Here is a 24,953-nt window from a genome sequence, read left to right on the forward strand (position 1 = left end):
AGGAAAGTGCGGGCGGTTGGGCTCGGCGCCTTCGTCGTAGCCTTCCGTCCGGAATTGCGTCAAAGCAGAGACTTCGACATCAGAAGCATCGGCGCGCCGTCCTGCTCGAAGGTCTCGACCGCCGTCCATCCAAGCGCCTCGTAGAAGCCGCGCGCCTGCCAGGTATAAAGGTAGAGCGTGCCGATACCGGCAGATGCCGCATGAGCCTCGACGGTTCTGACCAGCGCCGTGCCGACGCCGCCGCCTCGATAGGCTTCCTCGACGATCAGTCCGGCCAGCCATGGCGTCAGATCGTGCGGCGAACTGATCTCGTCGCGGACGAGCAGGCAGCTCCCGATCGGCCGGCCGCGGTCGCGGGCGACAAAGGCCGCCTCGAAGCCGTCGCCGGCGATCAGCCCGCGCAGCCCGGCCATGTCCTCGTCGAATGTCCGATCCGTACCCTCAAAGAAAGCCTCGAGCCGAAGCCGCGCCATTGGCTCGACGTCGCCTTCGGCCATGGCTTCGATTGCCGGTCGCATCGTACCGTCTCCAAAACAAAACCGCCGGGCATTGGCCCGGCGGTTCGAACCCCAGAGCAATTCCAGGAAAAGTGCTTAGCGGTTTTCCGTCCGGAATTGCGTGAAAACAAAAGTTAGAGCGGTTCAATCACTGAACCGCTCCGGCTCAGCTGCCGATCAATAGGGGCAGGCGTTGTCGGCGGTGTAGTCGTGCACCTGGACCTTGCCAGCGATGATGTCGGCCTTGGCCTTTTCGACGGCCGCTTTCATCTCATCGGTCACCAGCGCCTTGTTGTTGTCGTCCATGGCGTAGTCCACGCCGCCTTCCTTGAGGCCGAGATTCTCCAGACCACCCTTGAAGGTGCCGTTCTTGCCGTCCATGAAGGTGTTGTAGACGGCAACGTCGACGCGCTTCATCATCGAGGTCAGCACCTTGCCGGGCTGCAGGCCATTCTGGTTGGAATCGACGCCGATGCCGAGTTTGCCGGCATCCGCGGCCGCCTGCAGCACGCCGACGCCGGTGCCGCCGGCAGCGGCATAGACCACGTCGGCGCCCTGATCGATCTGCGTCTTGGCGATCTCGCCGCCCTTGGCCGGGTCGTTCCAGGCGGCCGGCGTATCGCCGGTCATGTTCTGGATGACATCGGTCGCGCCGGCCGACTTGGCGCCGCCGACATAGCCGCATTCGAACTTGCGGATCAGCGGGATGTCCATGCCGCCGATGAAGCCCACCTTCTTCGACTTCGACGCCATCGCCGCCAGGATGCCGACGAGGTAGGAGCCTTCGTTCTCCTTGAACACCAGCGAGCGGACATTGGGAAGGTCGACGGCATCGTCGATGATGGCGAAGTTGAGGTCGGGATAATCTTTCGCGACCGCTTTCAGCGCGTCCTCCCAGGCAAAGCCCGCCATGACGATCGGATTGCGGCCGTCCTCGGCGAAGCGGCGCAGCGCCTGTTCGCGCTGCGAGGCGTTGGAGACTTCGAATTCGACATAGGCGACGCCGGTTTCCTTCTTGAACTTCTCGGCGCCGTTATAGGCGGCCTCGTTGAAGGATTTGTCAAACTTGCCGCCCAGATCGTAGAGGATGGCCGGCTGCACGTCCGCGGCGAAAGCCGGAAGAACCATTGCGGTTGCGGCCAGAAGGCCGAGAACGATACGTTTCATGTGATCCACACCCTGTCGGTTATTTTTCCGTTTTTGCACCGCCTGCTCGCCCGGTTCTCCGGCGGGCTGGCGAGGCCAGGCAGGAAGTGTTTGATCCTCCCGCTCGCGGTCAATCTGGCACGGCGCGAAACAAAATTCACGTGGAATTTTGACCTGTTGGAAAAAGCGGTTACCGGCGATCCGGCACGTCTCTTACTGCATGTCGCGCAAAAGTGTGCAGCGGTTTTGCGACAACGACATGTATGAAAACAAAGCCTTTAAAGCGCGTCGCGTGTATCCGTTTCGACGCGACGGGCTTTAAAAGCAATTCCAGGAAAAAGTGTGTTGCGGTTTGCGTCCGGAATTGCGTCAGAACAAAAGCCTTCAAGGGCTTGGAGCGAATTCCGCGCCGCGGCGCTTGCGCCGGTAGCCGATGGCGTAGAGCAGGAAGGCAAGCACCGCGAACACCGCGAAACCGGGTTGCGCGAGCACCCAGGCGACCGCGCCGTCCCAGACCAGAGGGTTTGCCTTGGCGCGCACGAAAGTCTCGAAAGCCGCGCGGGTATCGGGCGAGACCGCGAGCCAGCTTGCGTTGAGCGGCGTCATCACCAGCGACGACGCTGCGACCGAGCGTGTCGTGTCGATCACCGCCATGATGACGGCGATCGACAGCGCAACCATGGCTGCCAGCCGAAAGATGAAACGCAACATCGACGCTCTCCCCGGGAAAGCTCCCGTCTACCCCGCAATCGACATAGAGCGTGCGTGGTTCCCGCGCAATCGCGGCCCGTGAAATTAGCGAGCCCGCGCCGGCCCGCGCCGGTTCACCCGCCAGACGGCGAAAATACCGCCGGCGATCGCGCCGACGATCAGGCCGCCCAGGCCGACAAAAGCCGCGAAAAATCCGCAGGCGCCCTCGAAGCAGCTCATATGCGTCAGGTCCGCGATCAGCGAACCGGCGAAGAACCCGGCGCAGGCGCCGATCGCGCCGCCAAGGATGATGCCGAGCAGCGCGGCAAGGATCGAGACGAAGACCGGCGGCCGCTCGGTCTCCGGATTGGCGTAGATCGTGTCCGCGCCTGCCCCGTTGCGCAGGAGATGGATGCACAGCAGGCCGATGGCGATCTCGGCCACTGTGAAGCCCAACGCTTCGGCCGAGAAGGCGAAGCTGTAAAACACATAGGCCTGGCGCACGAGGAGCCAGATGATGATGGCGATTTGCCAGATCGTGTAATGGCGCGGGAAGCGGGCCGACCGGTTGAAGGCAAGGCCAAGCAGGTACAGCCCCCACAGGATGGTGATGACGCCGCCGGTCAAGCCGCCATAGACCAGGAAGAACACGCTGTCGGGCAGGCTAAAGTCGCCGATCAGCCGCCAGGAGGAGATCAGCCCGTAGGCCGACAGCCCCATGACGATGACGAGCCACGCCACCGGGATGAAGGACAGGCCGCCGTCCGGCCGCCCCGCGGGTTGCTGGTCGATCGATGCCATGTCGGAACGATGCCCCTCGCCCAAGCAATTCCAGGAAAGCCGCCCGCCGGCTTCGTCGGGATTGCAAAACCGAACCGGCAATTCCAGGAAAGCCCGCAACCGTTCACCGGGATTGCATGATTAACGGCAGTCGACAGCCGGGCGCAGGCGAAGTCAAGCATCACCGGCGCGCCGCGATCGGCCTGTACACATCATTCGAACGCATCGCCCTTCCCCGCCCTTTGCGCCATACACGGCAAAAGCCGCGGCAACGCCAATATGGCTTGGCATTCGCTTTCGGATCGACTAGATGAGCCCCGCGCCTGTTTGCCTAGACGGCTAGCGGTGCCGGGAAGGTTGCCCGCCGGTTGAAGGCACCAGATGTCCGTTGAGGACTTCCCACGGGAGCATCTCCCCAACCCGCGCGGCGAAACCGGCCGACGCGAGATGCTAAGACGGAGAGGTGGCCGAGTGGTTGAAGGCGCACGCCTGGAAAGTGTGTTTACGGGAAACCGTAACGCGGGTTCGAATCCCGCTCTCTCCGCCATAATTTTCCTAATAAATTTAACGATTTCAATAACTTAGATAATTTCTGAGAACACCCACACCGGAGCATGGGCTTCCTTCAGGGAAAATCGAGCAAGGTCTGCAGGATTCGACGCTCAGCGTCGACGTGATCAGCGTCCTGTCTGGAGCCGCGGAACGGAACGCACGCTTTTCGGGAGATTGGATTAGAGAGCAGACATTGCACCCAGCGTGGTGACGATCGTTTGATCCAAACAGACGCGCCATAAAGCAAAGTCTTCGCGCGTGGCAAACATCGCGGACGGCAGTATCATGACCACTTTTTCCAGGCGTTCTGCTGGTCCGACCGCGATGCGCCGAGGGCCCGAAGTACCGACTCGACAGTCTGTTGTGTCAATTCGGGCCTGGTGCCACGATCAAGGATGCCCCGCGTCACCTGCAGCCATATGCCCATCACGATATCTACCGCCAGCTCTGCGTCCCGTATGCTCACACGATCCTGGACTATCGCCTGGGCGATATCAGCCTTGAGGTTCGTCCGGATGCCCCGCGCATACTCGGCGCGCGATTGAGAACTCTGAACGACCAGACGTGCCCAGTTCGGGTCCGAGATCGCCTTTTCCAAGAACTTCGTGAAAGCGAAGCATAAACGTTTGACTGGATCGTCCAATGCGAGGCGCGCGTCCCTCAGCACCGCGTCGAAGCTCTCCCCGAGTTTCTCCCCAACGGCCGCAGCCAGTTCGTCGATGCTTTGGAAGTGGTAGTAGAACGTACCCTTCGCGACGCCGGCTGCCTCCACGACGGCATCGATTGTAATCGACTCGCGGGGCCGTTCGGCCATGAGCATCGTCCCGACGTCCAAGATCAGGGTACGCGTTCTTTCTCGCTTCTCCCGTCCGATTTCCGCCCTGCGCGCCAAATCAATCTTTGCCATCCATTCTGCCTTTTCTTTTTCGTTCGGTCCCAGCATATCAAAGGAGCGGACCGGCAACTGCCGTTCGACTGCATTTCCCGGGACGTACCGGGAACTCGGCCTGTGGCGCTCGGCACAATAGGCCGCATCCTCGCTCCGATCCTGCGGCTAACTCGCTTCTCCACTCGCCATGCCTTTTTGCATGGCACGATTGCGCGCATCTCATATTGACTATATAGTCGATTTGACTTAATTGTTCAAGTCGAAATGCCACTCGGTTCGACCTGTGGCTTGCCCTTTAGTTCCCTGCAACCCCGATCTTTCGAGCGGAGGCTTCCATGCGCCTGTCGTCGCGTCATTTCCTGTTGGCCGGTATCGCCGGCCTTTGTCTTGCCGGTTGTTCACAAAAGGAGGCCGAGGCGCCGGCAGCGCCACGAACGGCCCGCGTGGTGGTGGTAACGCCCCACAAGTTCAAGCTGGTAACGCAAGGCGCCGGCCGCATCCAATCGCGCTATGTCAGCCAGGTTGGCTTCGAGGTCGGCGGCCGGCTCATCTCACGCGACGTCGACGCCGGCGCAACAGTCAAGAAGGGCCAGAAGCTCGCGGCACTAAGCGCGGTGGATTACCATAACAAGGTGACCGCCACTGCGGCAGACCTCGACGCGGCCAAGGCCGCTCTCGCTCAGGCTGCCGCGCAGGAAGAGAGGTTTCGGCTCCTGCTCGGCAAGGGCTTCGCCACGCATTCGCAGTATGATGAAGCGCTGAAGTTACTGCGGAGCGCGCAAGCGCAGGTTCAGGCGACTGAGGCCAATCTGCGTATCGCGCAGAACCAGCTCGCCTATACGGAGCTCCAAGCGCCCGACGATGGCATCGTGACCGCGACCGGGGCGGATCCCGGCCAAGTGGTGGCCGCCGGACAGATGGTGATTGAAATCTCGCGCAATGACGAGCGCGAAGCCGTCTTTGCCGTCGCGAGCGAGGACATCGTCAGGGCCAGCCTTGGCATGCCGGTGAACGTTGCGCTTCAGGCCCACCCCGAAATCGCGGTGATCGGCACGGTCCGCGAGATTTCACCCGAGGCTGACAGCGCCACCGGTACCTATCAGGTGAAGGTTGCCATACCTGCTCCGCTGCCGCAAATGCGGCTGGGAGCAATCGTCGTCGGTCGGGTCGAAAGCGACCAGGGTCACATGGTTGCGACACTTCCCCCGAGCGCGTTGCTGCAGTCGGGAAGCCAGCCGCAGGTTTGGGTGGTTGGCAAAGACGACAAGGTGGAGCGGCGCAAGGTCCAACTGCTGGAGTTCGATGCAAATTCCGTCACCGTGAGCCAAGGACTGGCCGCGGGCGACAAGGTGGTGGTCGCTGGCGTGAACTCGCTCGCCGACGGCGAATTGGTCAAGCCCAGCGCGGAGGTCGAGTGATGGCCAGCTTCAACCTTTCCGAATGGGCCGTCCACAACCGTTCGATCGTCGTCTTCCTGATGCTCGTCTGCGTTGCGGCCGGCATTACCTCTTATGAGCGCCTCGGTCGTCAAGAAGACCCGGATTTCACCGTGCAGACCATGGTGGTCCAGGCAAACTGGCCGGGAGCAACCGCCGCCGACACGCTGCAGCAGGTGACGGACCGCATCGAAAAGAAGCTCGAGGAAACCCCGAACCTCGACTACCTCAAGAGCTACACCAAGCCAGGCCAGGCGACGATTTTCGTCTACCTTAAGGAGTCGACCAAGAAACGCGACCTCGACGGCATCTGGTATCAGGTCCGCAAGAAAGTGAACGACATAAGGCAGACACTGCCGCAAGGCGTGGTCGGCCCCTTCTTCAACGACGAGTTTGGCGACGTCTTCGGCACAATCTACGGCATAACCTATGACGGTTTCAGCCCGCGCCAGGCACGCGACTTCGCCGAGACCGCACGGGCCGAATTCCTGCGTGCTCCCGATGTGGGCAAGGTCGACATCTACGGCGATCAGGATGAGAAGCTCTATCTGAATTTCTCGCCGCAGAAGCTTGCCAATCTTAAGCTCAGTCTCGACGACGTGCTGACGGCTATCGCCCGCCAGAATGCCGTCGTGCCTTCCGGCATCATCAACACGCCCAGCGAGAACGTGCTGGTCGACATGACCGGCTCGCTGTTGGCACCTGGCGACATAGCCAAGCTCAATTTCTCGGTGGAAGGGCGTTTCTACAAGCTTTCCGACATCGCCGAGGTGCAGCGCGGCTATAGCGATCCGCCCAGCAAGATGTTTCGCGTCAACGGCAAGCCGGCCATCGGGATCGGCATCAACATGCGCGACGGCGGCAACAACCTCGACTTCGGCAAGGGACTTCATGCGGTGGCGGAGCGGCTGAAACAGCGCTTCCCGGTCGGCATCGAACTCAATCTGGTATCGGACCAGCCTGAGGTCGTGCGTGAGGCGATCGGCGAATTCACCAAGGCGCTTCTCGAAGCGGTCGCAATCGTGCTCGTCGTGAGCTTCCTCAGCCTCGGTCTGCGCGCCGGCCTGGTGGTCGCGCTGTCCATCCCGCTTGTCCTTGCCATCGTCTTCGCATTCATGGAAGCGTCGGGCATCAGCCTGCAGCGCATTTCGCTTGGTGCGCTCATCGTCGCGCTCGGCCTTCTGGTCGATGACGCTATGATCACGATCGAGATGATGATCTCCAAGATCGAAGAAGGCATGCCGAAGATCAAGGCAGCGACCTTTGCCTACACGTCCACCGCCTTCCCAATGCTGACCGGAACGCTGATCACGCTGCTCGGCTTCCTGCCGATCGGGTTCGCGAACAACAATACCGGGCAATACACCTTCTCGCTGTTTGCCGTCATAGGCGTGGCGCTCATCGCTTCATGGTTTGTGGCGGTCATCTTCGCGCCAGTGCTCGGGCTGACCCTCTTGCCCGCACACATGAAAGCGCACGGGACGGCGGAGCCAGGGCCACTCATGCGGCTGTTCCGGCGCCTGCTGGCGTTCACCCTGCGGCACCGTTTTCTCACCATCGCCGCGTCCCTCATTGCCTTTGGCCTCTCGCTTTACGGCATGGGCTTCGTCCAGCAGCAGTTCTTCCCAGCCTCCAACCGGCCTGAGCTGCTGGTGACGATGACGCTGCCCAAGAATGCCTCGATCACCGCTACGGAGACGCAAACGGAACGGCTGGAGAAGGCACTTGCTGGCGACGCCGATATCGAGCGCTTCTCCTCTTATGTCGGTGGCGGCGCCATCCGGTTCTACCTGCCTCTGGATGTGCAGCTCGACAACGACTTCATGGCCGAGACAGTGGTCGTCGCCAAGGATCTTCAGGCGCGCGATCGCGTGCAGGCCAAACTGCAGGCGCTGTTCGCCGATAATTTTCCGGACGTGACCGTGCGCATTTCGCGCCTGGAACTGGGCCCGCCGGTCGGCTGGCCAGTGCAGTACCGGGTGAGCGCGCCTACTCCCGAGGATGCCAGGAAGTATGGCGAGCAGGTTGCCGATATCCTGCGGGCTTCCGGGCTCGTCCAGACCATCAACTTCGACTGGGGCGAGAAGAACAAGACGCTGCGCATCGTCGTCGACCAGGACCGCGTCCGGCAGGCGGGGCTAAGCTCCGAACAGCTCTCCCAGGCGCTCAACCGGGTGCTCAACGGCTCGACGGTCACGCAACTGCGCGATTCCATCTACCTGGTCGACGTGGTCGCACGCGCCCAGAACGACGAGCGTTCCACTATCGAGGCGCTGCGCCACCTTCAGATCACCACGCCGACCGGCGCATCCGTTCCGTTGCGCGAGCTCGCCGATTTCAAATACGAACTCGATGAAGGGTATGTCTGGAGGCGCCAACGCCTGCCCACGATCACAGTGCAGGCACAGCCGCAGCCGGGGCTGCAGCCGGCCTTCGTTCACCAGCACGTTGCCGCTGCGCTGGACACGCTTTCCAAGTCGATGCCGGCGGAAACATCGATCGAGACCGGCGGCACGGTGGAAAAGACCGCGCTTAGCAACGCCGCCCTGCTGGCCCAGTTCCCGCTGATGATCACGCTGATGCTTACAGTTTTGATGGTCCAGCTCGGGAGCTTCCGACAGGTGGCCATGGTCATCAGCGTGGCGCCTCTCGGGCTCATCGGAGTTGCCATCGCGCTGCTGACGACCAGCACGCCGATGGGCTTCATCGCGACGCTTGGCATCATTGCGCTCGCCGGCATGATCATCCGCAACTCAGTAATCCTGGTGCACCAGATCGAGCATGAGCGAGCCCAGGGGATCGAACCATGGAAGGCGGTGATCGACGCGACCGTCCATCGGTTCCGGCCGATCATGCTCACCGCGGCCGCAGCAATCCTCGGCATGATCCCGATCATGCATGACGTTTTCTGGGGGCCGATGGCCTACGCCATCGTCGGCGGACTCGCCGTCGCAACCATGCTGACGCTGGTTTTCCTGCCGGCTCTTTATGTGGCGGTGAACCGGATCCGGGAAAGCGACGAGCCATCGGCAGCACCTGAGCCAAGCGTCGGTGCAATCCCGATCCTGGCCCTGTCGGACTGAGAAAGGAGACAGCCATGCTGGAAACACGCCCCACTCTCCTTGATCGCTTTCTTGCGACCGACGCCGCCATGTGCGCAGAACCCGACGGGACCACGCGCCAATATGTCGAGAAGATGTTGTCCGCGGCGCTGCAGGAGGCGCAGTCGGTCGCGCGTTCCTACGACACCAAGGCTCAGATCGTGGGCGTGGGCTACATCCTCGCCCTCAACCTGATCCTGCGATTTGGTGATCTGCTGCCGTCGCACGCTCCACTCGGACCGCTGTTCTACGTGGCGGTCTGGGGGATCGTCATCATGCCCATCGTGCAGTTCGGACAAGTGCTCTATCCGAGCCGAAAGCGAGCGGACAAGGAACTCAACCGCAAAATAGCCGGTGCCTGCGCTATCCCGCCCGTCTACCATGTGGACCCCAAATTTTTCGCCGATGTGCGCGAACTGGTTCACTTGGCCCTGCAATCCGATTGGACCTCGGTGGTATCGGCTGAATTGCTGAAAACCTCACGCGTGAGAGAGATCAAACAGGCGCGCTTCCATCGTGCCCTGCTGATGACCGTCGTCTCCTTCGCCGTCCTTGGAGGCGAACAGCTTTTCCGTAGCTTCGCCTTAGCTTGAAAAGAAACCGAGTCAGGAGCTTGAAAGCTATGCTGAGGATCACCCTGCTTGGCTGTGCGCAATTCAGCTTACAGGCTGCATCGCTGCCTATCCACGCGATGGCGTGCCGACGGAACGCATGGCTGCGGCCCAAGTGAGTGGCTATCCCAGCGACATACGCGTCTGGGGCGATTCCGACGAAAGTTTTCCGCCCGATCGTCTCATCGCATTCCGCGACGAGAGAATTCAGGCGGCAAAGGCCGATCCGTCGATCAAGCTGCGGGAACTCGACGCGCTTACGATTTCAGGCGGTGGCAGCAGCGGCGCCTTCGGCGCCGGAATTCTCGCCGGCTGGACCAAGGCTGGGACCAGGCCAAGGTTCGACATCGTCACCGGAATCAGCACCGGATCGTTGATCGCGCCCTTCGCATTCCTTGGCCCGACCTATGACGATCGCTTGAAGCATGCCTTCACTACAATCAAGGACGCCAACATCTATACCGAGCACAGCTTCCTCGGCGTGCTGTCGAGTGCATTGTTCACCAGCAACGCCCCCCTTGCCAAAATGCTGGACGAAGAAGTCACCGAGGAAATGCTCGATCAGATCGCCCGAGAAACCGGCAAGGGACGGCGCTTCTTCATCGGAACGACCAACCTTGATGCGGATCGGCCGGTGATTTGGGATATGGGCGCGATCGCGGCGAGCCATCGGCCGGACCGGCTGAAGCTCTTCAAGCAGGTTATCCTGGCCTCCACCGCCATTCCCGGCATTTTCCCTCCGGTCGAGCTGAAAGTGACCGCTGGGGGCAAGTCTTACCACGAAATGCACGTTGATGGCGGCACCACCAATCAGGTGTTTCTCATGCCTGCTGGCTTGAGCCTGCGCGAGCTCGATCACGCGTTCCATGCACGGGTCAAGGCTCGCATCTATATCATCCGCAACGGCAGGACGACGCCGGAACCTTCTGTGGTGAAGGCCACGCTGCCAGATATCGCGGAAAAGGCAGTCTCCTCCCTTATCAAGACGCAAGGGATTGGCGATCTCTACCGGCTCTACGCCATCTCCAAGCGCGACGGCATCGCCTACAACTTCATAGACGTTCCGGTAGACTTCACCGACGAGCCAAAAACTCCGTTCGAGAACAAATACATGCGGGCGCTGTTCGAGAAAGGCTACAAAATGGGCCGCAAAGGCGTGCCTTGGAAAAACATGCCGCCCGGATTTTCGAGATGAGCTGGTCGAGCCGTTGACCCGTCGGTCGGTCCGGAAAGTCGGCCTGAATCTCTACCACGAGCTATTTCTTCGTCCTCTATCTGTCCAAGTGGCGGACGCTCCACAAGCATAATGCATCCGGAGGATCTCCAACCGACAGTGGAAGTCGTGCGAGGGCCGGACGGCAGCTTGTGGGGACCGGCATGCGGGGCGTTGAATGGTGGATACGAGGCGCAAAGCTGACCTTCCCTACGCAGATGACTCCCAGAACTATCGCCCCGTCCGTGCAACAAACTGTGTAACAAAGCAAACAAAAAGCTCAATATTTTCAACGGCATATGTCTTAAATCGAAAGACGCTCTCTCCGCCGCGGAGGCAATCTGGCCACTGTTAGCAGGACAAATCCGACGCGCCCGAATACTCCAAGTCTGTTCATTCCGTCGGTAACGGCATCAGGTCGGGCCGCAGGACAAATTCCTCCAACCCGTCGTCGAGTAGTGGGGGTTCCTCCTCAGCCTCCTGCTTCGGCTCGACCATCAGAAGGCCAACGACGATCAGCGCCAGGGAGACCCAGGTGAGCGCCGGTATGGCTTCACCCAACAACAGCATGCTCCAGCCTATGCCGGCTGTGGTGACCGCGTAGGCGTTCTGGCTTGCGAATACGGCGCCTGTGCTGGAGATCAGCGCGATGAAAAGCAGCATTGCCAGATTGCCGGCAACCGCCATTAGAACGACGATCACGCCAAGCTTTCCGGTCAATAGATCAAGCGGGATGAAGTCCCGATAGAAGGCCGCCAGCGGCATCAGCATCAAAACCGAAGCAACAAGGGTGATGCCGAACAGAGCGACGCTATCGATAGCAGCAGGCTTGCGCTCCGAGAGGTAGATATCCTCGGTCGCGTAAGTGATCGGGATGACGAGTGCAATGGCAAGCCACAACCAGCTGGTAGCCATTTCCGCCGGCTCTCCATAGAGGAGTATGATGAAGATGCCGACGAGACCCAATCCAAGTCCCAAAAACCGCTTCAGGTTAGGCGCTTCCGTCCGCATCAAGGCAGCGAACAGGAATACGGCGAATCCCTCCAGGACGATGACAATGGAGACGATGAAGGCGGGAAGCTTGCTTGCCAACCAATAGACCAGCACCTGATTGATCACCGAGCTGATGAACGCAAGGATGAGGATGAACTTCCAATCCGAGCGCGTAAGATCAGCCAGGCGCGGCATTGTCCCGCGCTTGATGCTTATCCCGACGCAGAATACTGCCCCAATGACGTCAATAAGGATCGCCAGCCCTATCGGATGAGCTTCAACGAGTGAAGCCATCTTCGAGAGCGGCACGACAAGGCCCCACAGTCCTCCGCAGGCCAACAGCAGCAATGCGCCACGGAATGTGCGGATATTCTGCCGCATCTTGCGCTCGCGCTCATAGACCTTCTGGGCCATCGTAGCGAAAACCGTGGCGAGCTTGCCTAAGCCATCCGGGCGGCCTGCCACATCGCGGATGCCGAGCTTTGAAGGGTTGAACCTCCCGCTTTCCAAGGTCGCGGCCGCCTTCGTCAGCTTGGCCACCTGCCGCAAGTATTCTTTCTCGATGTCGCGCAGTCTCTTCTTCTCGATGCAGGTGGAAACCCGTGCCTTGAGAAGCGCGAGTTCAAAATCCTTGGGCAGGAAATCCTCGGCGCCCAATTCGATCGCCTTGACGACGCTGCTCATCTCATCGTCGAGCGCGGAAATCACGATGATCGGCACATCCCGCGTTCTGGACGACGCCTTGAGACCCTTCAGCACCTCGAAGCCGTCCATCACCGGCATCATGATATCGAGAAGGATGAGGTCGAAATTATCGGTGGCGAGCAAATCGAGCGCCGCGCGGCCGCCCTCCACCGCCTCGGCTTCGTGTCCGAGAGCCTCGACCGATTTCTTGAGCTTGATCCTTGTGGTCCGGGAGTCGTCAACAATGAGGATCCTACCAGGGCTGCTCACGCTATTCTCCCAGCTTGAAGATTTTTCGGAGCTCCGTGACGGCGGCGTCGAAGGCGCGCTGCGCGTTGTCGATTTCCGCCAAATCCGTCGGCTCCCCACTTGCGCACCGCGCCTCCACCTGGGCGCAGATTTGGCTGAGTTCGGCCGCCCCCATATCCCGCGCGTTGGATTTCAGGGAATGGGCAGCCCGCCGAGTGACTGCCAGGTCGGAAGCCCGAGCCGACGACCACATGTCCAGCATGATGGATGGCCCCTCTTCGAGAAAGGACTCCACGAGCTCTACAAGGTCAGCCTCTTCGCCACCGACAAGCTCGCGCAGCTTGTCCAGTGCCCCTTTGTCGATCGCCACGACATCCCCGATGTGCGTTTCTTCCGACTATAACCAGTGACCGCGAGTTTCTTCCGGTACTGGTGAAGTAAGACCGAAATCGAACCCCCTGATTGGATTTGTGAGAGTTCCATCGCGCTCAAAGGCAGACTATCGCAGACATGCTAAATTAGCGATAGCACATAGTTTTCGATCAATACCGCCACGGCGCCGGTGGCGATGCGCCAAGGTGCACCCTTCTTATTTAGACCCTTGGTACGCCAGGTTCCTCGAAATCTCGCGCTGCGACGGCAGGCCTGTGCCCGCCTGCCAGCACCGCCTTGTTCAGCGAAGCGATAAGGTCTTCGACGCGCAGCGGCTTGCTGAGATAGTCATCCATCCCTGCATCCAGATACCTCTCGCGATCTCCGGCCATCGCGTTGGCGGTCAGGGCAATGATGAACGGCTGACGCGCATATTGGGAGCCGGGCGCGCGGATCAATCTTGTCGCTTCGAGACCGTCCATATCAGGCATTTCGATATCCATCAGGATAACGTCATGGCTGCCCTGGGTATAAGCGGCGACCGCCGACTGCCCGTCGACCGCCAGTTGCGGCTTGTAACCCAGACGCTCGAGCACCTTGGAGCCAAGCTTCCGGTTGGTGGCATTGTCATCGACCAGAAGGATGTGAAGCGGAAACTTCTGCGCCATCGTACTATCGAGAGCCGTCCCCTTCGGCTGATCTGATCGGATGGAGCGTGTCGGAGTTCCGACGAAGATCGACAGCAACGTATTGAGCAATGGCGATGGCTTGATCGGCTTGGAGAGCGTGGCCGCGAACTTAATGCCTTCCATCTCCTTCTTCTTGTCTTCAGGCATGGGCACCATTGAACTGAGCAGCACCAACGGAACGCTGCCGTTGCCTTCGAGCGCGCGTATTTGCCTGGCCAGTTCGATCCCATCCATGCCGGGCATGTTCATGTCGAGAACGATGACATCGAAGACCTCGCCTCCCGCAAGCCTTCGAAGCGCGTCGGCGGGATGTTCGATTGCTGATGCAGCCATGTTCCAGGACTGCGCCTGCAGCGACATGATGCGCCGGTTTGTTGCGTTGTCGTCGACGAACAGCAGCCGTTTACCGGCCAACTCGTCCTTTGACGGCGCTGCCTGAGCCGTTTTTCGACTCGAGGCAACCGGAGCGCGGATGGTAAAGGAGAATGTCGTGCCTTTTCCTACGGCGCTCTCCACCCAAACCTCACCGCCCATCAATTCCACCAGGCGCCTGCTGATCGCCAGACCGAGGCCGGTTCCGCCATAGCGTCTGGTCGTGGAGGCATCGACCTGGCTAAATGACCTGAACAGGCGATCCATCCGGTCCTTGGCTATGCCAATGCCGGTGTCGCGCACCGCGAACTGGAGCGTACAAATTTTCCGCTCGCCTTCGCCCTGTGGACTTGTGTCCGCGGCTGCGGACGGCACCTCCATCACGGAAAGCACGACCTCTCCTCGCTCGGTGAATTTGACGGCGTTGTTGAGCAGATTGATCAGAACCTGGCGTAGACGGTTGCCGTCGGCGACAATCGTTTCCGGCGTGCCGGGCTCGACCACGTAGCCGAGATCCAGTTCCTTCTCTGCCGTCCTTGGCGCGATCAGGTCTATCGCGCTTTCGAGACATTCGCGCAGTTCGAACTGCCGAGGATCAAGGTCGAGCTTACCCGCCTCGACCTTTGAGAAGTCGAGTATGTCATTGATGATGGTCAGCAGCGCTTCCGCACTATTGTTTATCGTCTCGCCGATTTCCCGCTGCTCATCGTCAAGTTTGGTGGCCAGCATCAGGTTGGCCATGCCGATAACGCCGTTCATCGGCGTGCGGATTTCATGGCTCATGGTGGCGAGGAACGTGCTTTTGGCTTCGTTGGCAGCCTCCGCCGCTTCCTTGGCCTCCGTCAAGGCCAGCGAAAGCTCCTTGAGCTCGGTGAACAGTTGTGCGTTGTGAAGCGCCGCACCCGCATTGGCGGCGATGGTTGAAAGCAGCCGCAGCGAATTTTCGCTGAACATGCCCTCCCGTGTCGTGCTCTGCACGCTGATCACGCCGACATTGCCCTGCGCCGTCTTGATTGGAACGCCAAGGTAAGACAGCGCATCCTTGCCAACTGGAGTTGCTCCGATTTCCGCGCCGCGTTCCGCGACATCCTGATTGATGAGCAACGGCTCGCCGGTTTCTATGATCTTGCTTGTAAGGCCTTCCCCGAGCCGGAGCGTAGTGAAGGCCTCGCCGAACTGATACGGGAAATGGATGAGCTTGGTCTTTGGATCGAGCAGCGCGACATAGACGATGTCGGCGCTGAAAATCTCCTGCATCTGATCGCCTATCAGTTGGATCGTATTGCCGAGTTCAGCTTCACCTATGAGGGCTTGGCTAACCTTGCTGATCGCGCCCAGTTCAGCGGCGCGATGCTCGGTTTCCTTGAGAAGCCTCTGTGTCTCGTCGAACAAGCGGGCATTGGCGATCGCGACTCCCATACTGGAGGCTATCGTCTGCAACAGGCGCACGTGGTTTTCGTCGAAGGCATCTGACTCGTAGCTTTGCACACTGACCACTCCGAGCGTTCTCTCGCCTGAATTGATAGGCACGCCAATGTATGAAGAGGTCCTGTCGTCTTCGTCTGGAAAATAGGCACCGCGCCTTTTTCCTTCCTCCATGGTGTTGAAAACCAACGGCTTTCCAGTGGAGATAATTTCCGATGTAAGTCCTATCCCCAAAGGGAACGGCTCGATGGTCTTGTAGCCCCTGTAGTAAGCGTAAGGAACTCGAACTAAACCGGATTGACTATCATGCAACAGAATCTCGCTGACCTCTGTGCCGAACGCCTCCCTCACTTTATCGCCCACCAGTCGGATGACAGTGTCAACATTCAGCGACTTCGTCATCGCTTCGCCGACGCTGTTGAGAATGGCCAATTCCTTTGCGCGGTCTTGCGCCATTTTCAGGAGCCGCTGCGTCTCGTCAAAGAGATACGCGTTGGCAATGGCAATGCCCATGCTGGACGACAGCCCTTGCAGCAGGCGCACGTGATCTTCGTTAAAGACATTCTTTTGGTAGCTCTGCACGCTGACCACACCGAGCGTTCTGTCTCCGGCAATGATCGGCACGCCCAGGTATGATTCGGTTCTATCCTCCTCCTTCGGCATCAGGGCACCCAGAGCAATGTGCTCGTCAATATTTCCCAGCAGCAGCGGCTTGCCTGACAATATGACCTTCGAAGTCAGGCCTTCACCTATAACAAACGGTTCAGGATCCTGGTAATCGCCATAGAAGGCGTAGGGGATCCTGATTAGATCCGACATCTCATCGCGCAACAGGATTTCGGTTACTTCAGTGCCGAATATCTCGCGAACCTTGTCGCCGACAATACGGGTCACTGTCTTCACATTCAGCGTTTTTGCCATCGCTTCGCCGACGCTATTGAGAATGGCGAGTTCCTTTGCGCGGTCCTCTGATATTTTCAGCAGCCGCTGGGTTTCGTCGAAAAGGCGTGCGTTAGCAATCGCCACGCCCATGCTGGAGGATAATCCCTGTAACAGGCGCATATGATCTTCGTTGAAGGCGTTTTTTCTGTAGCTCTGCACGCTAACCACGCCCAGCGTCCTATTCCCGGCAATAATAGGCACACCGAGATAGGTTTCAGTCTCGTCCTCTTCCTTGGGCATCAGGGCGCCCAACCCGATGGCTTCGTCGGCGGTCCCCAGCAATAGTGGCTTACCCGACAATATAACTCTCGAGGTAAGTCCTTCGCCCATCGCAAAAGGTTCAGGATACTGGTAATTGCCGTCGAATGCATAGGAGACGTTGATCAAATTGGACGTCTCGTCGTGCAGCAGGATTTCCGTCAAATCCGCGCCGAACATCTCGCGAACCTTGTCGCCAACAATACGGGTCACTGTTTCGACATTCAGCGTCTTGGCGGTCGCTTCGCCGACGCTGTTGAGGATGGCCAATTCCTTGGTGCGTTCCTCGGTGAATTGAATCAATCGCTTGTTTTCAACGGAAAGACGGTCAAGCTCGATCGTCGCGACTGCGTTGATATGTTCCAGTTCGGCAATACGCCGGTCGGCGGATGCCAGGCGACTGGCAAGGTCGCTTTCGACTGAGCCCTGCATATTGGCTTCTCCCAAAGGGACCTTCCGCCAGGTTCAGCGGAATGCTTTCCCACCCGCATATTAGCAAGTAGTGTTACATGCCAGACGACTGATTGACAGTACCGTCGAGGGGTGGCTTTGGGACAAGCTAGACTCTGCGGCCCGGACCCTGACTGCTTCCGGCCAGTGGCAAGATTGCTCCAGCGGCCGAGATGCGGCGCAGAGCTGCCGTTCCGAGGCTAGCCCTCCAACCCAATCCCGGAAGCACTTAAATCTCGGAGCCACTTAGGAGTGCTGGCAGGCGGGTGGATTCGGTCGGCCCCTAATCGAGAGACGCTCTCTCCGCCATTTAACTTGATTGATTTCTATATTTTTTCGGAGCAAGCCGAGCCTTCATGCTCGACCAGGTGATATCTGAAACGATCGCGCACGAATTCGTTGAAGAACTGTCCTTTTGAGAAAGCCGCCTTGAAAGCCGTGTAGACCTCGGGTCCTACGTCCTCATAGTCATAGCGCTTGCCGGTCGGGACGAACCATACCGAAAGGACCCGCTTCGACGGATCGTAGTGGATATTCCGGATCGCGGTGGAAGGCACGTGCAGGCTCCTGCTTCCAACTCTTAATTCGTCGTGCGCCGCGCGGTTCCGCCGCGCCGGCTTGCACAGGGGCTCCGACTGCCTATCTGAGCCGCATGACTTCATTGAAAAGCCGAGCCGACGACGACGATTTCCAGGGCGATCTCTTCGGTGCGCCCGCAAGCCTGTCGCCCGCGCCCGAAGGCTTCTCCTACCAGCCAGGCCTGATTACCCGCGACGAAGAACACGAGCTGGTCCGTCGTATCCAGGGCCTGCCTTTCAAGCCGTTCGATTTTCACGGCCATCTTGCCAACAGGCAGGTCGTCGGCTTCGGCCTGCGCTACGACTATGAGCGCCGCCAGGTGCTCGAAGCGCCGCCGATTCCGGACTTCCTGCTGCCGCTTCGCGCCAAGGTTGCCGCCTTCGCGGCGGTCCCGGCCACCGAATTCGCGCAGGTGCTGATCAACGAGTATCGCCCGGGTGCCGGCATAGGCTGGCACCGGGACAAGCCGCATTTCGAACTGGTCGCCGGCGTTTCGCTGCTCGCGCCCTGCAGCTTCCGGCTGCGCCGCAAGAACGGCGCGGCATGGGATCGTGAAACGATCGAGGTTGAGCCCAGGTCTGTCTATCTCATGGCCGGCCCGTCGCGAAACGAATGGGAGCACAGCATCCCGCCTGTTGAGCAACACCGCTATTCCGTCACCTTCCGGACAATGCGCGCTTCGTAAGTTGCCGCGCCGGCGAATGTCCGGAACCATCGTCCGGCCCCGGGGTTGTGTCGTCAGGTTTCCCGATGGAAAGGAAAGACGATGCGCATGTTGACGATAGTCCTGACCCTGTCGGCAATGGCATTGGCGCTGCCCGCTTCCGCTCAACGCGCCGATCCGCAGCCGCCGCAAGTCCTGCCTCCGGCCCAGCAGCCCGCCCCCGACCAGGCCCAGCCTGGCGAGGACAATGCCGGCCAGAACGTCACCAACATTGTCGTGGTCGCATTCGAGGATTTGCCTTCGGAAGTGAAAGCTCAGGCCGAGGCCATCGTCGCTAGGACGACGGCCAAGGAACTGGCCAAGCTGCAGAGCTCGGTCGACGCCTCGCCCGAGGCGACGTCGGTTCTGCATGCCAACGGACTGAATTCCTCGCAAGTCGTCGCCGCCAACATCGACGGTGACGGCACGCTGACCCTGATCATCCAGACGACGGCATGACCCGGCTGGACGGCGGCTGACGGGCCGCGATCCGCCTTCGATACTCACTCTTGCGAGGTCGTCATGACCGAAGCCGCGGTCCGTAACTTCACGCTCAATTTCGGGCCGCAGCACCCGTCGGCGCATGGCGTGCTCAGGCTGGTGTTGGAACTGGACGGCGAAATCGTCGACCGTGCCGATCCGCATATCGGCCTGCTCCACCGCGGCACCGAAAAGCTGATCGAATACAAGAACTATCTGCAGGCTCTGCCTTATTTCGATCGGCTCGACTATGTCGCGCCGATGAACCAGGAGCACGCCTTCTGCCTTGCCGCCGAAAAGCTGCTCGAACTGTCCGTCCCCCGGCGCGGCCAACTGATCCGCGTGCTGTTTTGCGAGATCGGGCGGCTCTTGTCGCATCTTCTCAACGTCACCACGCAGGCCATGGATATCGGCGCGCTGACGCCGCCGCTATGGGGTTTCGCCGAACGCGAGAAGCTGATGGTGTTCTATGAACGCGCCTCCGGCGCCCGTATGCACGCGAACTATTTCCGCGTCGGCGGCGTCCACCAGGATCTGCCGGGGCAGCTCTTGGATGACATCTGGGATTTCTGCGATCCGTTCCTGCAGGCCTGCGACAATCTCGAGGGCCTGCTCACCGACAACCGCATCTTCAAGCAGCGCAATGTCGATGTCGGCGCGATCTCGCTCGACGACGCCTGGGGCCTGGGCTTCTCCGGCGTCATGGTGCGCGGCTCGGGCGCCGCCTGGGACCTGCGCAAGGCGCAGCCCTATGAATGCTATTCCGAAATGGATTTCGACATCCCCATCGGTAAGCACGGCGACTGCTACGATCGCTATCTGGTACGCATGGAAGAGATGCGCCAGTCGGTGCGGATCATGCGGCAGTGCCTGGAAAAGCTGCGTTCATCGGATGGCCAAGGTCCTGTCGCCGTGCCGAACCAGAAGATCACGCCGCCGCCGCGCGCCACCATGAAGCGCTCGATGGAAGCGACCATCCATCATTTCAAGCTTTATACCGAAGGCCACCGCGTGCCGCCCGGAGAAGTCTATGCCGCGGTCGAGGCGCCGAAAGGCGAGTTCGGCGTCTATCTGGTTTCGGACGGCAGCAACGTTCCCTATCGCTGTAAGATACGCGCACCGTCCTTCGCCCATCTCCAGGCCATGGATTTCCTGTCGCGCGGGCACATGGTGGCCGATGTCGCGGCGATCATCGGCTCGCTCGACATCGTGTTCGGCGAGATCGATCGCTGAACAAAAGGGAGCGCGGAGAGCCCGCCACGTCTCCGTCGTTCCCATGGAGGTCTTGAACGGTCGCGATCGTGGGCATCGCGGCCAGCGCTAGAGCAATTCCAGAGACAGTGCCCGCGTTTTTCCGTCCGGAATAGCGTCGGACAAAGCGGTGGAGCGGAAAGCCGTTTCCATGAAACGGTGAACCGCTTTAACGCATGAACACCGCTCTCAGCCAGGCGAGAATGCCCGCACCCGGCGAGATCGCCGCCCGCACGCGCGATGCCGCCCAGCGGGCCGGCATGTTGGCGCCGACATGGCAATGGCAGACGACCTCATGCAGCTGCCAGTCGCTCATCTCGAAAAAGCGCTTGGCTTCGCCGTAAGTGTCGTCGCGCAAGCCTTGCGCGCGAAAGATCGGGTCCTCGAAAGCGATGGTGATCGCCGATCCGTCTGTGCGCATTCTTTCACGCACGTCGGGTGCGGCGTATTCGGTGCCTGCCAGCGCCGTGAGGCGGCGGCTCGGACTGTCCTCCAGAAGTTGCGCCCAGCGTTCAAGGCGCTGGCCGCGATTTGCGATGAGAGCCGGTGCTTCGGCATGAACGTCGGCAACGGCATTGATCTGGTCAAGGGTTTGGTGCTTCACGGCCGTCTCCTGTGTCGGCAGATGGCCCCCGTCCACAACGGGATTTAAGGCGCCGACAGACGCCGGCAAGAGCCGAAACAGCCACGTAGAATCATTTGATCATTATCTGCCGCCATCGCGCGGCCCGATCGTGTTGGAACCATCCGCGGGCGCGACCGTTCTACCAGCTTGTGCCGCCGATTACTCCCGACGAAGCGTCCGAGTGCGGCGATCACCTCCATCATTTCAGGTCGGGCAGGACATCCCGCTTGTTGGGATCGCAGCAGAGCACCGGCGGAAGGAAAACGCGATGGCCATTCTCCCCGATCCGGACCCGGCTCCCACGCCGGTGCCCACGCCGCCCATCCCCGAGCCGAAGCCGGTGCGCGAGCCGGATCCGGATCGGCTGCCTGACGAGGAGCCGATCCCCAATCCCGACGAGAACGACACGCCGCCGAAGCATTCCACGCCGAGGCGGCGCCGGCCTTGAATGGCTCATGGGCGGTGCTTCCAGCGCCGCCCATGGCAATCACTCACGCATGGTCGCCTGGAAGGTCGGCAGGTGCTTCTTCTATGCCTCGATCATGCGTTCGCGGTAGACGCCGTAGATGACGTCGGTGTCGTGCAGCGTCACGGGCTCGGCGATCAAGGGGTAATCACCCGAACCGCGCCGCCGTCCAAGCCCCTCCCGCCGCGTTCGACGCCACCGCCGCGGCGACGAACTTCACGCCGCGCGCGCCATCGACAACATCTGGGATCTGCGCCACGCGCGCCGTATCGACCGTTCCACCCGCGCGATGCGCGCGAATAATGTCGGCGGCGTCGCGGTAGAAATTGGCGAAGGCCTCGATATAGCCTTCCGGATGCGCCGCCGGCATGCGCGAGAGGCGCCGGGCTTCCGCCGTCGAGCCATGGCCGCCACGCACCAGCGTGCGCGTTTCCTCGCCATAGGGGGAGAAGCGCAACTCCTCCGGCCGCGATCCAGACCATTCGAGCCCGGCCTTCTCGCCATAGATGCGCATCGACAGGTCGTTGTAGTGGCCGGGCGAGGTCTGGCTGGCGAGGATCGTGCCGCGCGCCCCGTCCGTCCAGCGCAGCAGCACATGCGCGTTGTCGTCGAGTCGCCGCCCCGGCACGGCGGTGAACAGGTCTGCCGAAACCGCCTCGGCCTCGAAACCGGAAATGAAGCTCGCCAGGTTGAAGGCATGCACGCCGATATCGGCGAGCACCGCCGACTGGCCGGCGCGCGCCGGATCGGTGCGCCATTCGGCCTGCTTCTGGCCCTCGGCATCGATCGGCTTGGTCAGCCAGTCCTGGATATAGGCGCCGTGCACCGACACGATGCGGCCGAGTTCGCCCGCCGCCACCATCTCGCGCGCCTGGCGCACCATGGCGTAACCGGTGTTGTTGAGCGTGACGACGAAGCGGCGCTTCCTGGCTTTGGTCAGCGCAACCAGCGCTTCGGCCTCGGCAAGCGTCGTCGACAGCGGCTTGTCGCAGATCACGTCGATGCCGGCTTCGAGGAAGGCGGTGGCGACCGGCGCGTGCAGATGGTTGGGCGTGACGATGACCACCGCCTCGATGCCGTCCGGCCGCGCCGCCTCGGCCTTCGCCATGGCGCGGTAGTCGGCATAGCTGCGCTCGGGCGCGATGCCGATCTCCGCGGCGGAGGCCGCGGCATTCTCCGGATCGGAGGACAAAGCGCCCGCGACCAGTGCGATCTGGTCGTCGAGCCGCATGGCCAGCCGGTGCACGGCGCCGATGAAGGCGTTGCGGCCGCCTCCGACCATGCCGACCCGGAGACGTTGACGCGACGTACCGTCGGCGGTTGCATAGACCATGATTGCGATTATCCTCCCAAGTTCGATGTGCCGGTCGTCGCCGATGTTCGTCGTAACCGACCGCCGTTGTTTTCGAATGATATTTCTATTTTTCGTTTTGTAAAACGAGTGTGCCGCGTTAGCTTTTGATCCAGGTCCAGCTAGAGCATGATCCCGAAAAGTGGGAACCGGTTTTCGGAAAAGACCATGCTTCAACAACGAGCCGGATCAGGACGACGGCTCAACGAAACGTCGTCCTGATCCAGCGGACCGCATCCGGAGGGCAGGGATCGGATGACGCATCCGATGGTTGGGGTCACGATGAGGCATATCCTATGAGCGGCCGCGGCAAGGCGGCCGACGAACAGTCTGCACACAGTCTGGAGACGGCGGCGAGAAAGCGGAGCCGGTCGCTGGCAGCACTTGGCTACACCAAGCCGCAAACCTATGAAGAGCTGCGGGCGGTGCTCTCGTCAGGCACCGTGCATTTCCCGAAACGGCTTCGCCAGGTCGCGATCTTCCTCTGGCAGCATCCGAGCGACGTGGCTCTGGGCACGATCGCGCAAGTGGCGGACCAGGCCGGCGTGCAGCCCTCGACCCTGGTGCGCTTCGCGCAGATCTTCGGCTATTCCGGCTTTTCCGATTTCCAGGTCCTGTTCAAGGACCGCATGAAGGGCTCCTGGCCGGACATGCAAGGCAGCCCGGACAAGGCCGAGGAACCGAATGCAAACCTGCATTTCCTCAATGGCATGGTCGGTGCCTGCCAGGCCTCGCTCGGCCGCATCGGCAATAATTTCGATATCGCCGCTTTCGAGACGATGGTCGATCATCTGGCAGCGGCCGAGCTGATCTATGTGATCGGCAGCAAGCGCGCCTTCCCGGTCACCACCTATCTGTCGCTGACGCTCTCGCAGCAGGGCGTGCGCAACGTGCTGGTCGACAATGTCGGCTCGACCGCCTTGGACCAGGTCGGCTGCATCACGCCGCGCGACGCGGTGCTGGCCGTCTCCTTCAGCCCCTACAATTCGATCACGCCCGACCTCGTCGCCGTCGCGCGTGAGCGCAAGGCGCGCATCGTCGCCATCACCGACAGCACGTTTTCGCCGCTGGTAAAACTCTCCGACACCTGGCTGGAAGTGGTCGAGCAGGATTTCGGCGGCTTCCGTTCGCTCGCCGCCTCGCTCGCGGTCGGCATGGCCTTGGTCCACGGCGTCGTCGCGCAACGGACAGGTTGACGAGAGCAATTCCAGGAAAAGCGTGAGCGGTTTTCCGTCCGGAATTGCGAAAGACAAGGAGATAGAGCGGTTCACCGGTTCCATGAAAACGGCGAACCGCTCTAACGATTGACTAAAGAGAACCATCGTTCCATATTTGAAAAAATGGAAACTTTGTTCCGGGAGGAGGAATGGAGGTTCGTCTCGACGGCAAGGTGGTGCTGGTCACCGGCGCGACGCAAGGCATCGGCCGGGCGATCGCCGAGATCGCCGCGCGCTCCGGCGCCGCCGGACTGCTGATCACTGGCCGTAACCAGGAACGTGGCGACGCTGCCGCGGCAGAGCTCTCGGCCATGGGCACCGCTGCCGCCTTCGCTTCCGCCGACCTCGGTGATCCGCAAACCCCGGCGCGGCTGGCGCAGGCCTGCATCGAACGCTTCGGTCGCATCGACGGCCTGGTTAACGCCGCCGGGCTGACCGATCGCGCCTCTTTCGTCGACGCCACGCTCGACGATTGGGCATCGCTGTTTGCCGTCAACGCCCGCGCGCCCTTCTTCCTGATGCAGGCGGCGATCGCCGACATGAAGAAGCGCGGACAGGGCGGCTCGATCGTCAACATCCTGTCGATCAACGCGCATTGCGGCTCGCCGGAGCTTGCCGTCTATTCCGCCACCAAGGGCGCGCTGGCGACGCTGACCAAGAACGCCGCCAACGCCCACCGCTTCGACCGCATCCGCGTCAACGGCATCAATGTCGGCTGGACCGACACGCCGGCCGAGCGCGTCATGCAAGCCGAGACGCTCAGCCAGGGGCCGGGCTGGCTCGACGCGGCCAATGCGACGCAGCCCTTCGGCCGGCTGTTCTCCGTGACCGACATAGCCAACCTTGCCGTCTTCCTGCTTTCCGATGCTGCCGGCCCGATGACCGGCGCGCTGATCGACCAGGAACAATGGGTGATCGGAGCCAACCGGTGA

22 protein-coding genes and 1 tRNA gene are annotated in these 24,953 nt (G+C 60.9%); 12 read left to right on the forward strand and 11 right to left on the reverse strand.

Features of this window, described 5'->3' with window-relative positions; translation table 11 throughout:
- Window positions 1–59: 59 nt before the first annotated feature.
- Together FJ417_RS17880 and FJ417_RS17885 are read right to left on the reverse strand one after the other, a co-directional pair.
- Entirely contained in the window at window positions 60–518 is a 459-nt protein-coding gene (locus tag FJ417_RS17880) for a GNAT family N-acetyltransferase (protein WP_140784395.1), read from the reverse strand.
- Window positions 519–674: 156 nt separating this feature from the next.
- On the reverse strand, window positions 675–1,664 hold the full coding sequence (locus tag FJ417_RS17885) for a BMP family ABC transporter substrate-binding protein (protein ID WP_140651388.1): 990 nt from the start codon (window positions 1,662–1,664) through the stop codon (window positions 675–677).
- Here FJ417_RS17885 and FJ417_RS17890 point away from each other — a divergent pair, their 5' ends adjacent.
- Window positions 1,665–1,910, forward strand: coding sequence for a hypothetical protein (locus tag FJ417_RS17890; RefSeq protein WP_140784396.1), 246 nt, complete (start codon window positions 1,665–1,667; stop codon window positions 1,908–1,910). It abuts the gene before it with no gap.
- Between the two features lie 117 nt (window positions 1,911–2,027).
- Here the strand turns inward: FJ417_RS17890 and FJ417_RS17895 are convergent, their stop codons facing one another.
- Window positions 2,028–2,354, reverse strand: a complete 327-nt coding sequence (locus FJ417_RS17895) for a hypothetical protein (protein WP_140642450.1) — start codon at window positions 2,352–2,354, stop codon at window positions 2,028–2,030.
- 84 nt (window positions 2,355–2,438) lie between these two features.
- Window positions 2,439–3,134 (reverse strand): DUF2569 family protein, encoded by a 696-nt coding sequence (locus tag FJ417_RS17900; RefSeq protein ID WP_140784397.1) that lies wholly within the window; start codon window positions 3,132–3,134, stop codon window positions 2,439–2,441.
- A gap of 436 nt (window positions 3,135–3,570) precedes the next feature.
- Here FJ417_RS17900 and FJ417_RS17905 point away from each other — a divergent pair.
- Window positions 3,571–3,660, forward strand: a tRNA-Ser gene (locus FJ417_RS17905).
- A 288-nt stretch (window positions 3,661–3,948) separates the two neighbouring features.
- Here FJ417_RS17905 and FJ417_RS17910 read toward each other — a convergent pair.
- Window positions 3,949–4,572: a TetR/AcrR family transcriptional regulator gene (locus tag FJ417_RS17910; RefSeq protein ID WP_140706794.1), complete on the reverse strand. Its 624-nt coding sequence runs from the start codon at window positions 4,570–4,572 to the stop codon at window positions 3,949–3,951.
- Window positions 4,573–4,889: 317 nt separating this feature from the next.
- Between FJ417_RS17910 and FJ417_RS17915 the strand changes: the two genes are divergently transcribed.
- The 4 genes from FJ417_RS17915 to FJ417_RS17930 all read left to right on the forward strand — a co-directional run bounded on the left by FJ417_RS17915 (window position 4,890) and on the right by FJ417_RS17930 (window position 10,897).
- Window positions 4,890–5,972: an efflux RND transporter periplasmic adaptor subunit gene (locus FJ417_RS17915; RefSeq protein ID WP_140784398.1), complete on the forward strand. Its 1,083-nt coding sequence runs from the start codon at window positions 4,890–4,892 to the stop codon at window positions 5,970–5,972.
- Window positions 5,972–9,073 (forward strand): efflux RND transporter permease subunit, encoded by a 3,102-nt coding sequence (locus FJ417_RS17920; RefSeq protein WP_281405923.1) that lies wholly within the window; start codon window positions 5,972–5,974, stop codon window positions 9,071–9,073. The genes FJ417_RS17915 and FJ417_RS17920 overlap by 1 nt, the downstream gene beginning before the upstream one ends.
- Window positions 9,074–9,087: 14 nt before the next feature.
- On the forward strand, window positions 9,088–9,684 hold the full coding sequence (locus FJ417_RS17925; protein WP_181175467.1) for a hypothetical protein: 597 nt from the start codon (window positions 9,088–9,090) through the stop codon (window positions 9,682–9,684).
- Window positions 9,685–9,802: 118 nt separating this feature from the next.
- Window positions 9,803–10,897 (forward strand): patatin-like phospholipase family protein, encoded by a 1,095-nt coding sequence (locus FJ417_RS17930; protein WP_140784400.1) that lies wholly within the window; start codon window positions 9,803–9,805, stop codon window positions 10,895–10,897.
- 411 nt (window positions 10,898–11,308) lie between these two features.
- Here the strand turns inward: FJ417_RS17930 and FJ417_RS17935 are convergent, their stop codons facing one another.
- The 4 genes from FJ417_RS17935 to FJ417_RS17950 all read right to left on the reverse strand — a co-directional run bounded on the left by FJ417_RS17935 (window position 11,309) and on the right by FJ417_RS17950 (window position 17,906).
- Entirely contained in the window at window positions 11,309–12,862 is a 1,554-nt protein-coding gene (locus FJ417_RS17935) for a response regulator (protein WP_181183249.1), read from the reverse strand.
- A 1-nt stretch (window position 12,863) separates the two neighbouring features.
- Window positions 12,864–13,211: an Hpt domain-containing protein gene (locus FJ417_RS17940; protein ID WP_140784402.1), complete on the reverse strand. Its 348-nt coding sequence runs from the start codon at window positions 13,209–13,211 to the stop codon at window positions 12,864–12,866.
- Between the two features lie 223 nt (window positions 13,212–13,434).
- Complete coding sequence (locus tag FJ417_RS17945) at window positions 13,435–17,331, reverse strand: GAF domain-containing protein (protein WP_140784403.1); 3,897 nt, start codon at window positions 17,329–17,331, stop codon at window positions 13,435–13,437.
- Between the two features lie 344 nt (window positions 17,332–17,675).
- Complete coding sequence (locus FJ417_RS17950) at window positions 17,676–17,906, reverse strand: KTSC domain-containing protein (protein ID WP_140642469.1); 231 nt, start codon at window positions 17,904–17,906, stop codon at window positions 17,676–17,678.
- Between the two features lie 95 nt (window positions 17,907–18,001).
- Between FJ417_RS17950 and FJ417_RS17955 the strand changes: the two genes are divergently transcribed.
- From FJ417_RS17955 to FJ417_RS17965, 3 genes are all read left to right on the forward strand, one after another.
- On the forward strand, window positions 18,002–18,613 hold the full coding sequence (locus FJ417_RS17955; protein ID WP_140784404.1) for an alpha-ketoglutarate-dependent dioxygenase AlkB: 612 nt from the start codon (window positions 18,002–18,004) through the stop codon (window positions 18,611–18,613).
- An 87-nt stretch (window positions 18,614–18,700) separates the two neighbouring features.
- Window positions 18,701–19,090: a hypothetical protein gene (locus FJ417_RS17960; RefSeq protein WP_226892123.1), complete on the forward strand. Its 390-nt coding sequence runs from the start codon at window positions 18,701–18,703 to the stop codon at window positions 19,088–19,090.
- Window positions 19,091–19,153: 63 nt separating this feature from the next.
- Window positions 19,154–20,344 carry an NADH-quinone oxidoreductase subunit D gene (locus tag FJ417_RS17965; RefSeq protein ID WP_140651331.1) on the forward strand — a complete coding sequence of 397 codons (1,191 nt, stop codon included), beginning with the start codon at window positions 19,154–19,156 and terminating at the stop codon, window positions 20,342–20,344.
- A 187-nt stretch (window positions 20,345–20,531) separates the two neighbouring features.
- On the opposite strand, the gene FJ417_RS17970 is transcribed toward FJ417_RS17965, so the two are convergent.
- A complete protein-coding gene (locus tag FJ417_RS17970) occupies window positions 20,532–20,966 on the reverse strand; it encodes a hypothetical protein (RefSeq protein ID WP_140642478.1) in 435 nt (144 codons plus the stop codon).
- A 289-nt stretch (window positions 20,967–21,255) separates the two neighbouring features.
- Here FJ417_RS17970 and FJ417_RS17975 point away from each other — a divergent pair, with 289 nt between their 5' ends.
- Window positions 21,256–21,435 carry a hypothetical protein gene (locus FJ417_RS17975; protein WP_140784405.1) on the forward strand — a complete coding sequence of 60 codons (180 nt, stop codon included), beginning with the start codon at window positions 21,256–21,258 and terminating at the stop codon, window positions 21,433–21,435.
- Window positions 21,436–21,601: 166 nt separating this feature from the next.
- On the opposite strand, the gene FJ417_RS17980 is transcribed toward FJ417_RS17975, so the two are convergent.
- The gene (locus FJ417_RS17980; RefSeq protein WP_140784406.1) at window positions 21,602–22,786 is read right to left on the reverse strand and encodes a Gfo/Idh/MocA family oxidoreductase; all 1,185 of its coding nucleotides are present in this window, start codon (window positions 22,784–22,786) and stop codon (window positions 21,602–21,604) included.
- Between the two features lie 314 nt (window positions 22,787–23,100).
- Here FJ417_RS17980 and FJ417_RS17985 point away from each other — a divergent pair, with 314 nt between their 5' ends.
- Together FJ417_RS17985 and FJ417_RS17990 are read left to right on the forward strand one after the other, a co-directional pair.
- Entirely contained in the window at window positions 23,101–24,000 is a 900-nt protein-coding gene (locus tag FJ417_RS17985; RefSeq protein WP_140784407.1) for a MurR/RpiR family transcriptional regulator, read from the forward strand.
- 170 nt (window positions 24,001–24,170) lie between these two features.
- Window positions 24,171–24,953, forward strand: a complete 783-nt coding sequence (locus FJ417_RS17990; RefSeq protein ID WP_140784408.1) for an SDR family oxidoreductase — start codon at window positions 24,171–24,173, stop codon at window positions 24,951–24,953.

It is taken from the genome of Mesorhizobium sp. B3-1-7, from assembly GCF_006439385.1.
Lineage (GTDB): Bacteria > Pseudomonadota > Alphaproteobacteria > Rhizobiales > Rhizobiaceae > Mesorhizobium.

What these genes read in the sequence shown, in the direction of transcription:
- FJ417_RS17930 (WP_140784400.1), top strand. Translation starts at nt 9,803, where the DNA reads ATGGCTGCGGCCCAAGTGAGTGGCTATCCCAGCGACATACGCGTCTGG.
- FJ417_RS17985 (WP_140784407.1), top strand. Translation starts at nt 23,101, where the DNA reads ATGAGCGGCCGCGGCAAGGCGGCCGACGAACAGTCTGCACACAGTCTG.
- FJ417_RS17920 (WP_281405923.1), top strand. Translation starts at nt 5,972, where the DNA reads ATGGCCAGCTTCAACCTTTCCGAATGGGCCGTCCACAACCGTTCGATC.
- FJ417_RS17915 (WP_140784398.1), top strand. Translation starts at nt 4,890, where the DNA reads ATGCGCCTGTCGTCGCGTCATTTCCTGTTGGCCGGTATCGCCGGCCTT.
- FJ417_RS17925 (WP_181175467.1), top strand. Translation starts at nt 9,088, where the DNA reads ATGCTGGAAACACGCCCCACTCTCCTTGATCGCTTTCTTGCGACCGAC.
- FJ417_RS17910 (WP_140706794.1), bottom strand. Translation starts at nt 4,572, where the DNA reads ATGGCAAAGATTGATTTGGCGCGCAGGGCGGAAATCGGACGGGAGAAG.
- FJ417_RS17980 (WP_140784406.1), bottom strand. Translation starts at nt 22,786, where the DNA reads ATGGTCTATGCAACCGCCGACGGTACGTCGCGTCAACGTCTCCGGGTC.
- FJ417_RS17965 (WP_140651331.1), top strand. Translation starts at nt 19,154, where the DNA reads ATGACCGAAGCCGCGGTCCGTAACTTCACGCTCAATTTCGGGCCGCAG.
- FJ417_RS17960 (WP_226892123.1), top strand. Translation starts at nt 18,701, where the DNA reads ATGTTGACGATAGTCCTGACCCTGTCGGCAATGGCATTGGCGCTGCCC.
- FJ417_RS17880 (WP_140784395.1), bottom strand. Translation starts at nt 518, where the DNA reads ATGCGACCGGCAATCGAAGCCATGGCCGAAGGCGACGTCGAGCCAATG.
- FJ417_RS17945 (WP_140784403.1), bottom strand. Translation starts at nt 17,331, where the DNA reads ATGCAGGGCTCAGTCGAAAGCGACCTTGCCAGTCGCCTGGCATCCGCC.
- FJ417_RS17885 (WP_140651388.1), bottom strand. Translation starts at nt 1,664, where the DNA reads ATGAAACGTATCGTTCTCGGCCTTCTGGCCGCAACCGCAATGGTTCTT.
- FJ417_RS17990 (WP_140784408.1), top strand. Translation starts at nt 24,171, where the DNA reads ATGGAGGTTCGTCTCGACGGCAAGGTGGTGCTGGTCACCGGCGCGACG.
- FJ417_RS17975 (WP_140784405.1), top strand. Translation starts at nt 21,256, where the DNA reads ATGGCCATTCTCCCCGATCCGGACCCGGCTCCCACGCCGGTGCCCACG.
- FJ417_RS17955 (WP_140784404.1), top strand. Translation starts at nt 18,002, where the DNA reads ATGACTTCATTGAAAAGCCGAGCCGACGACGACGATTTCCAGGGCGAT.
- FJ417_RS17900 (WP_140784397.1), bottom strand. Translation starts at nt 3,134, where the DNA reads ATGGCATCGATCGACCAGCAACCCGCGGGGCGGCCGGACGGCGGCCTG.
- FJ417_RS17895 (WP_140642450.1), bottom strand. Translation starts at nt 2,354, where the DNA reads ATGTTGCGTTTCATCTTTCGGCTGGCAGCCATGGTTGCGCTGTCGATC.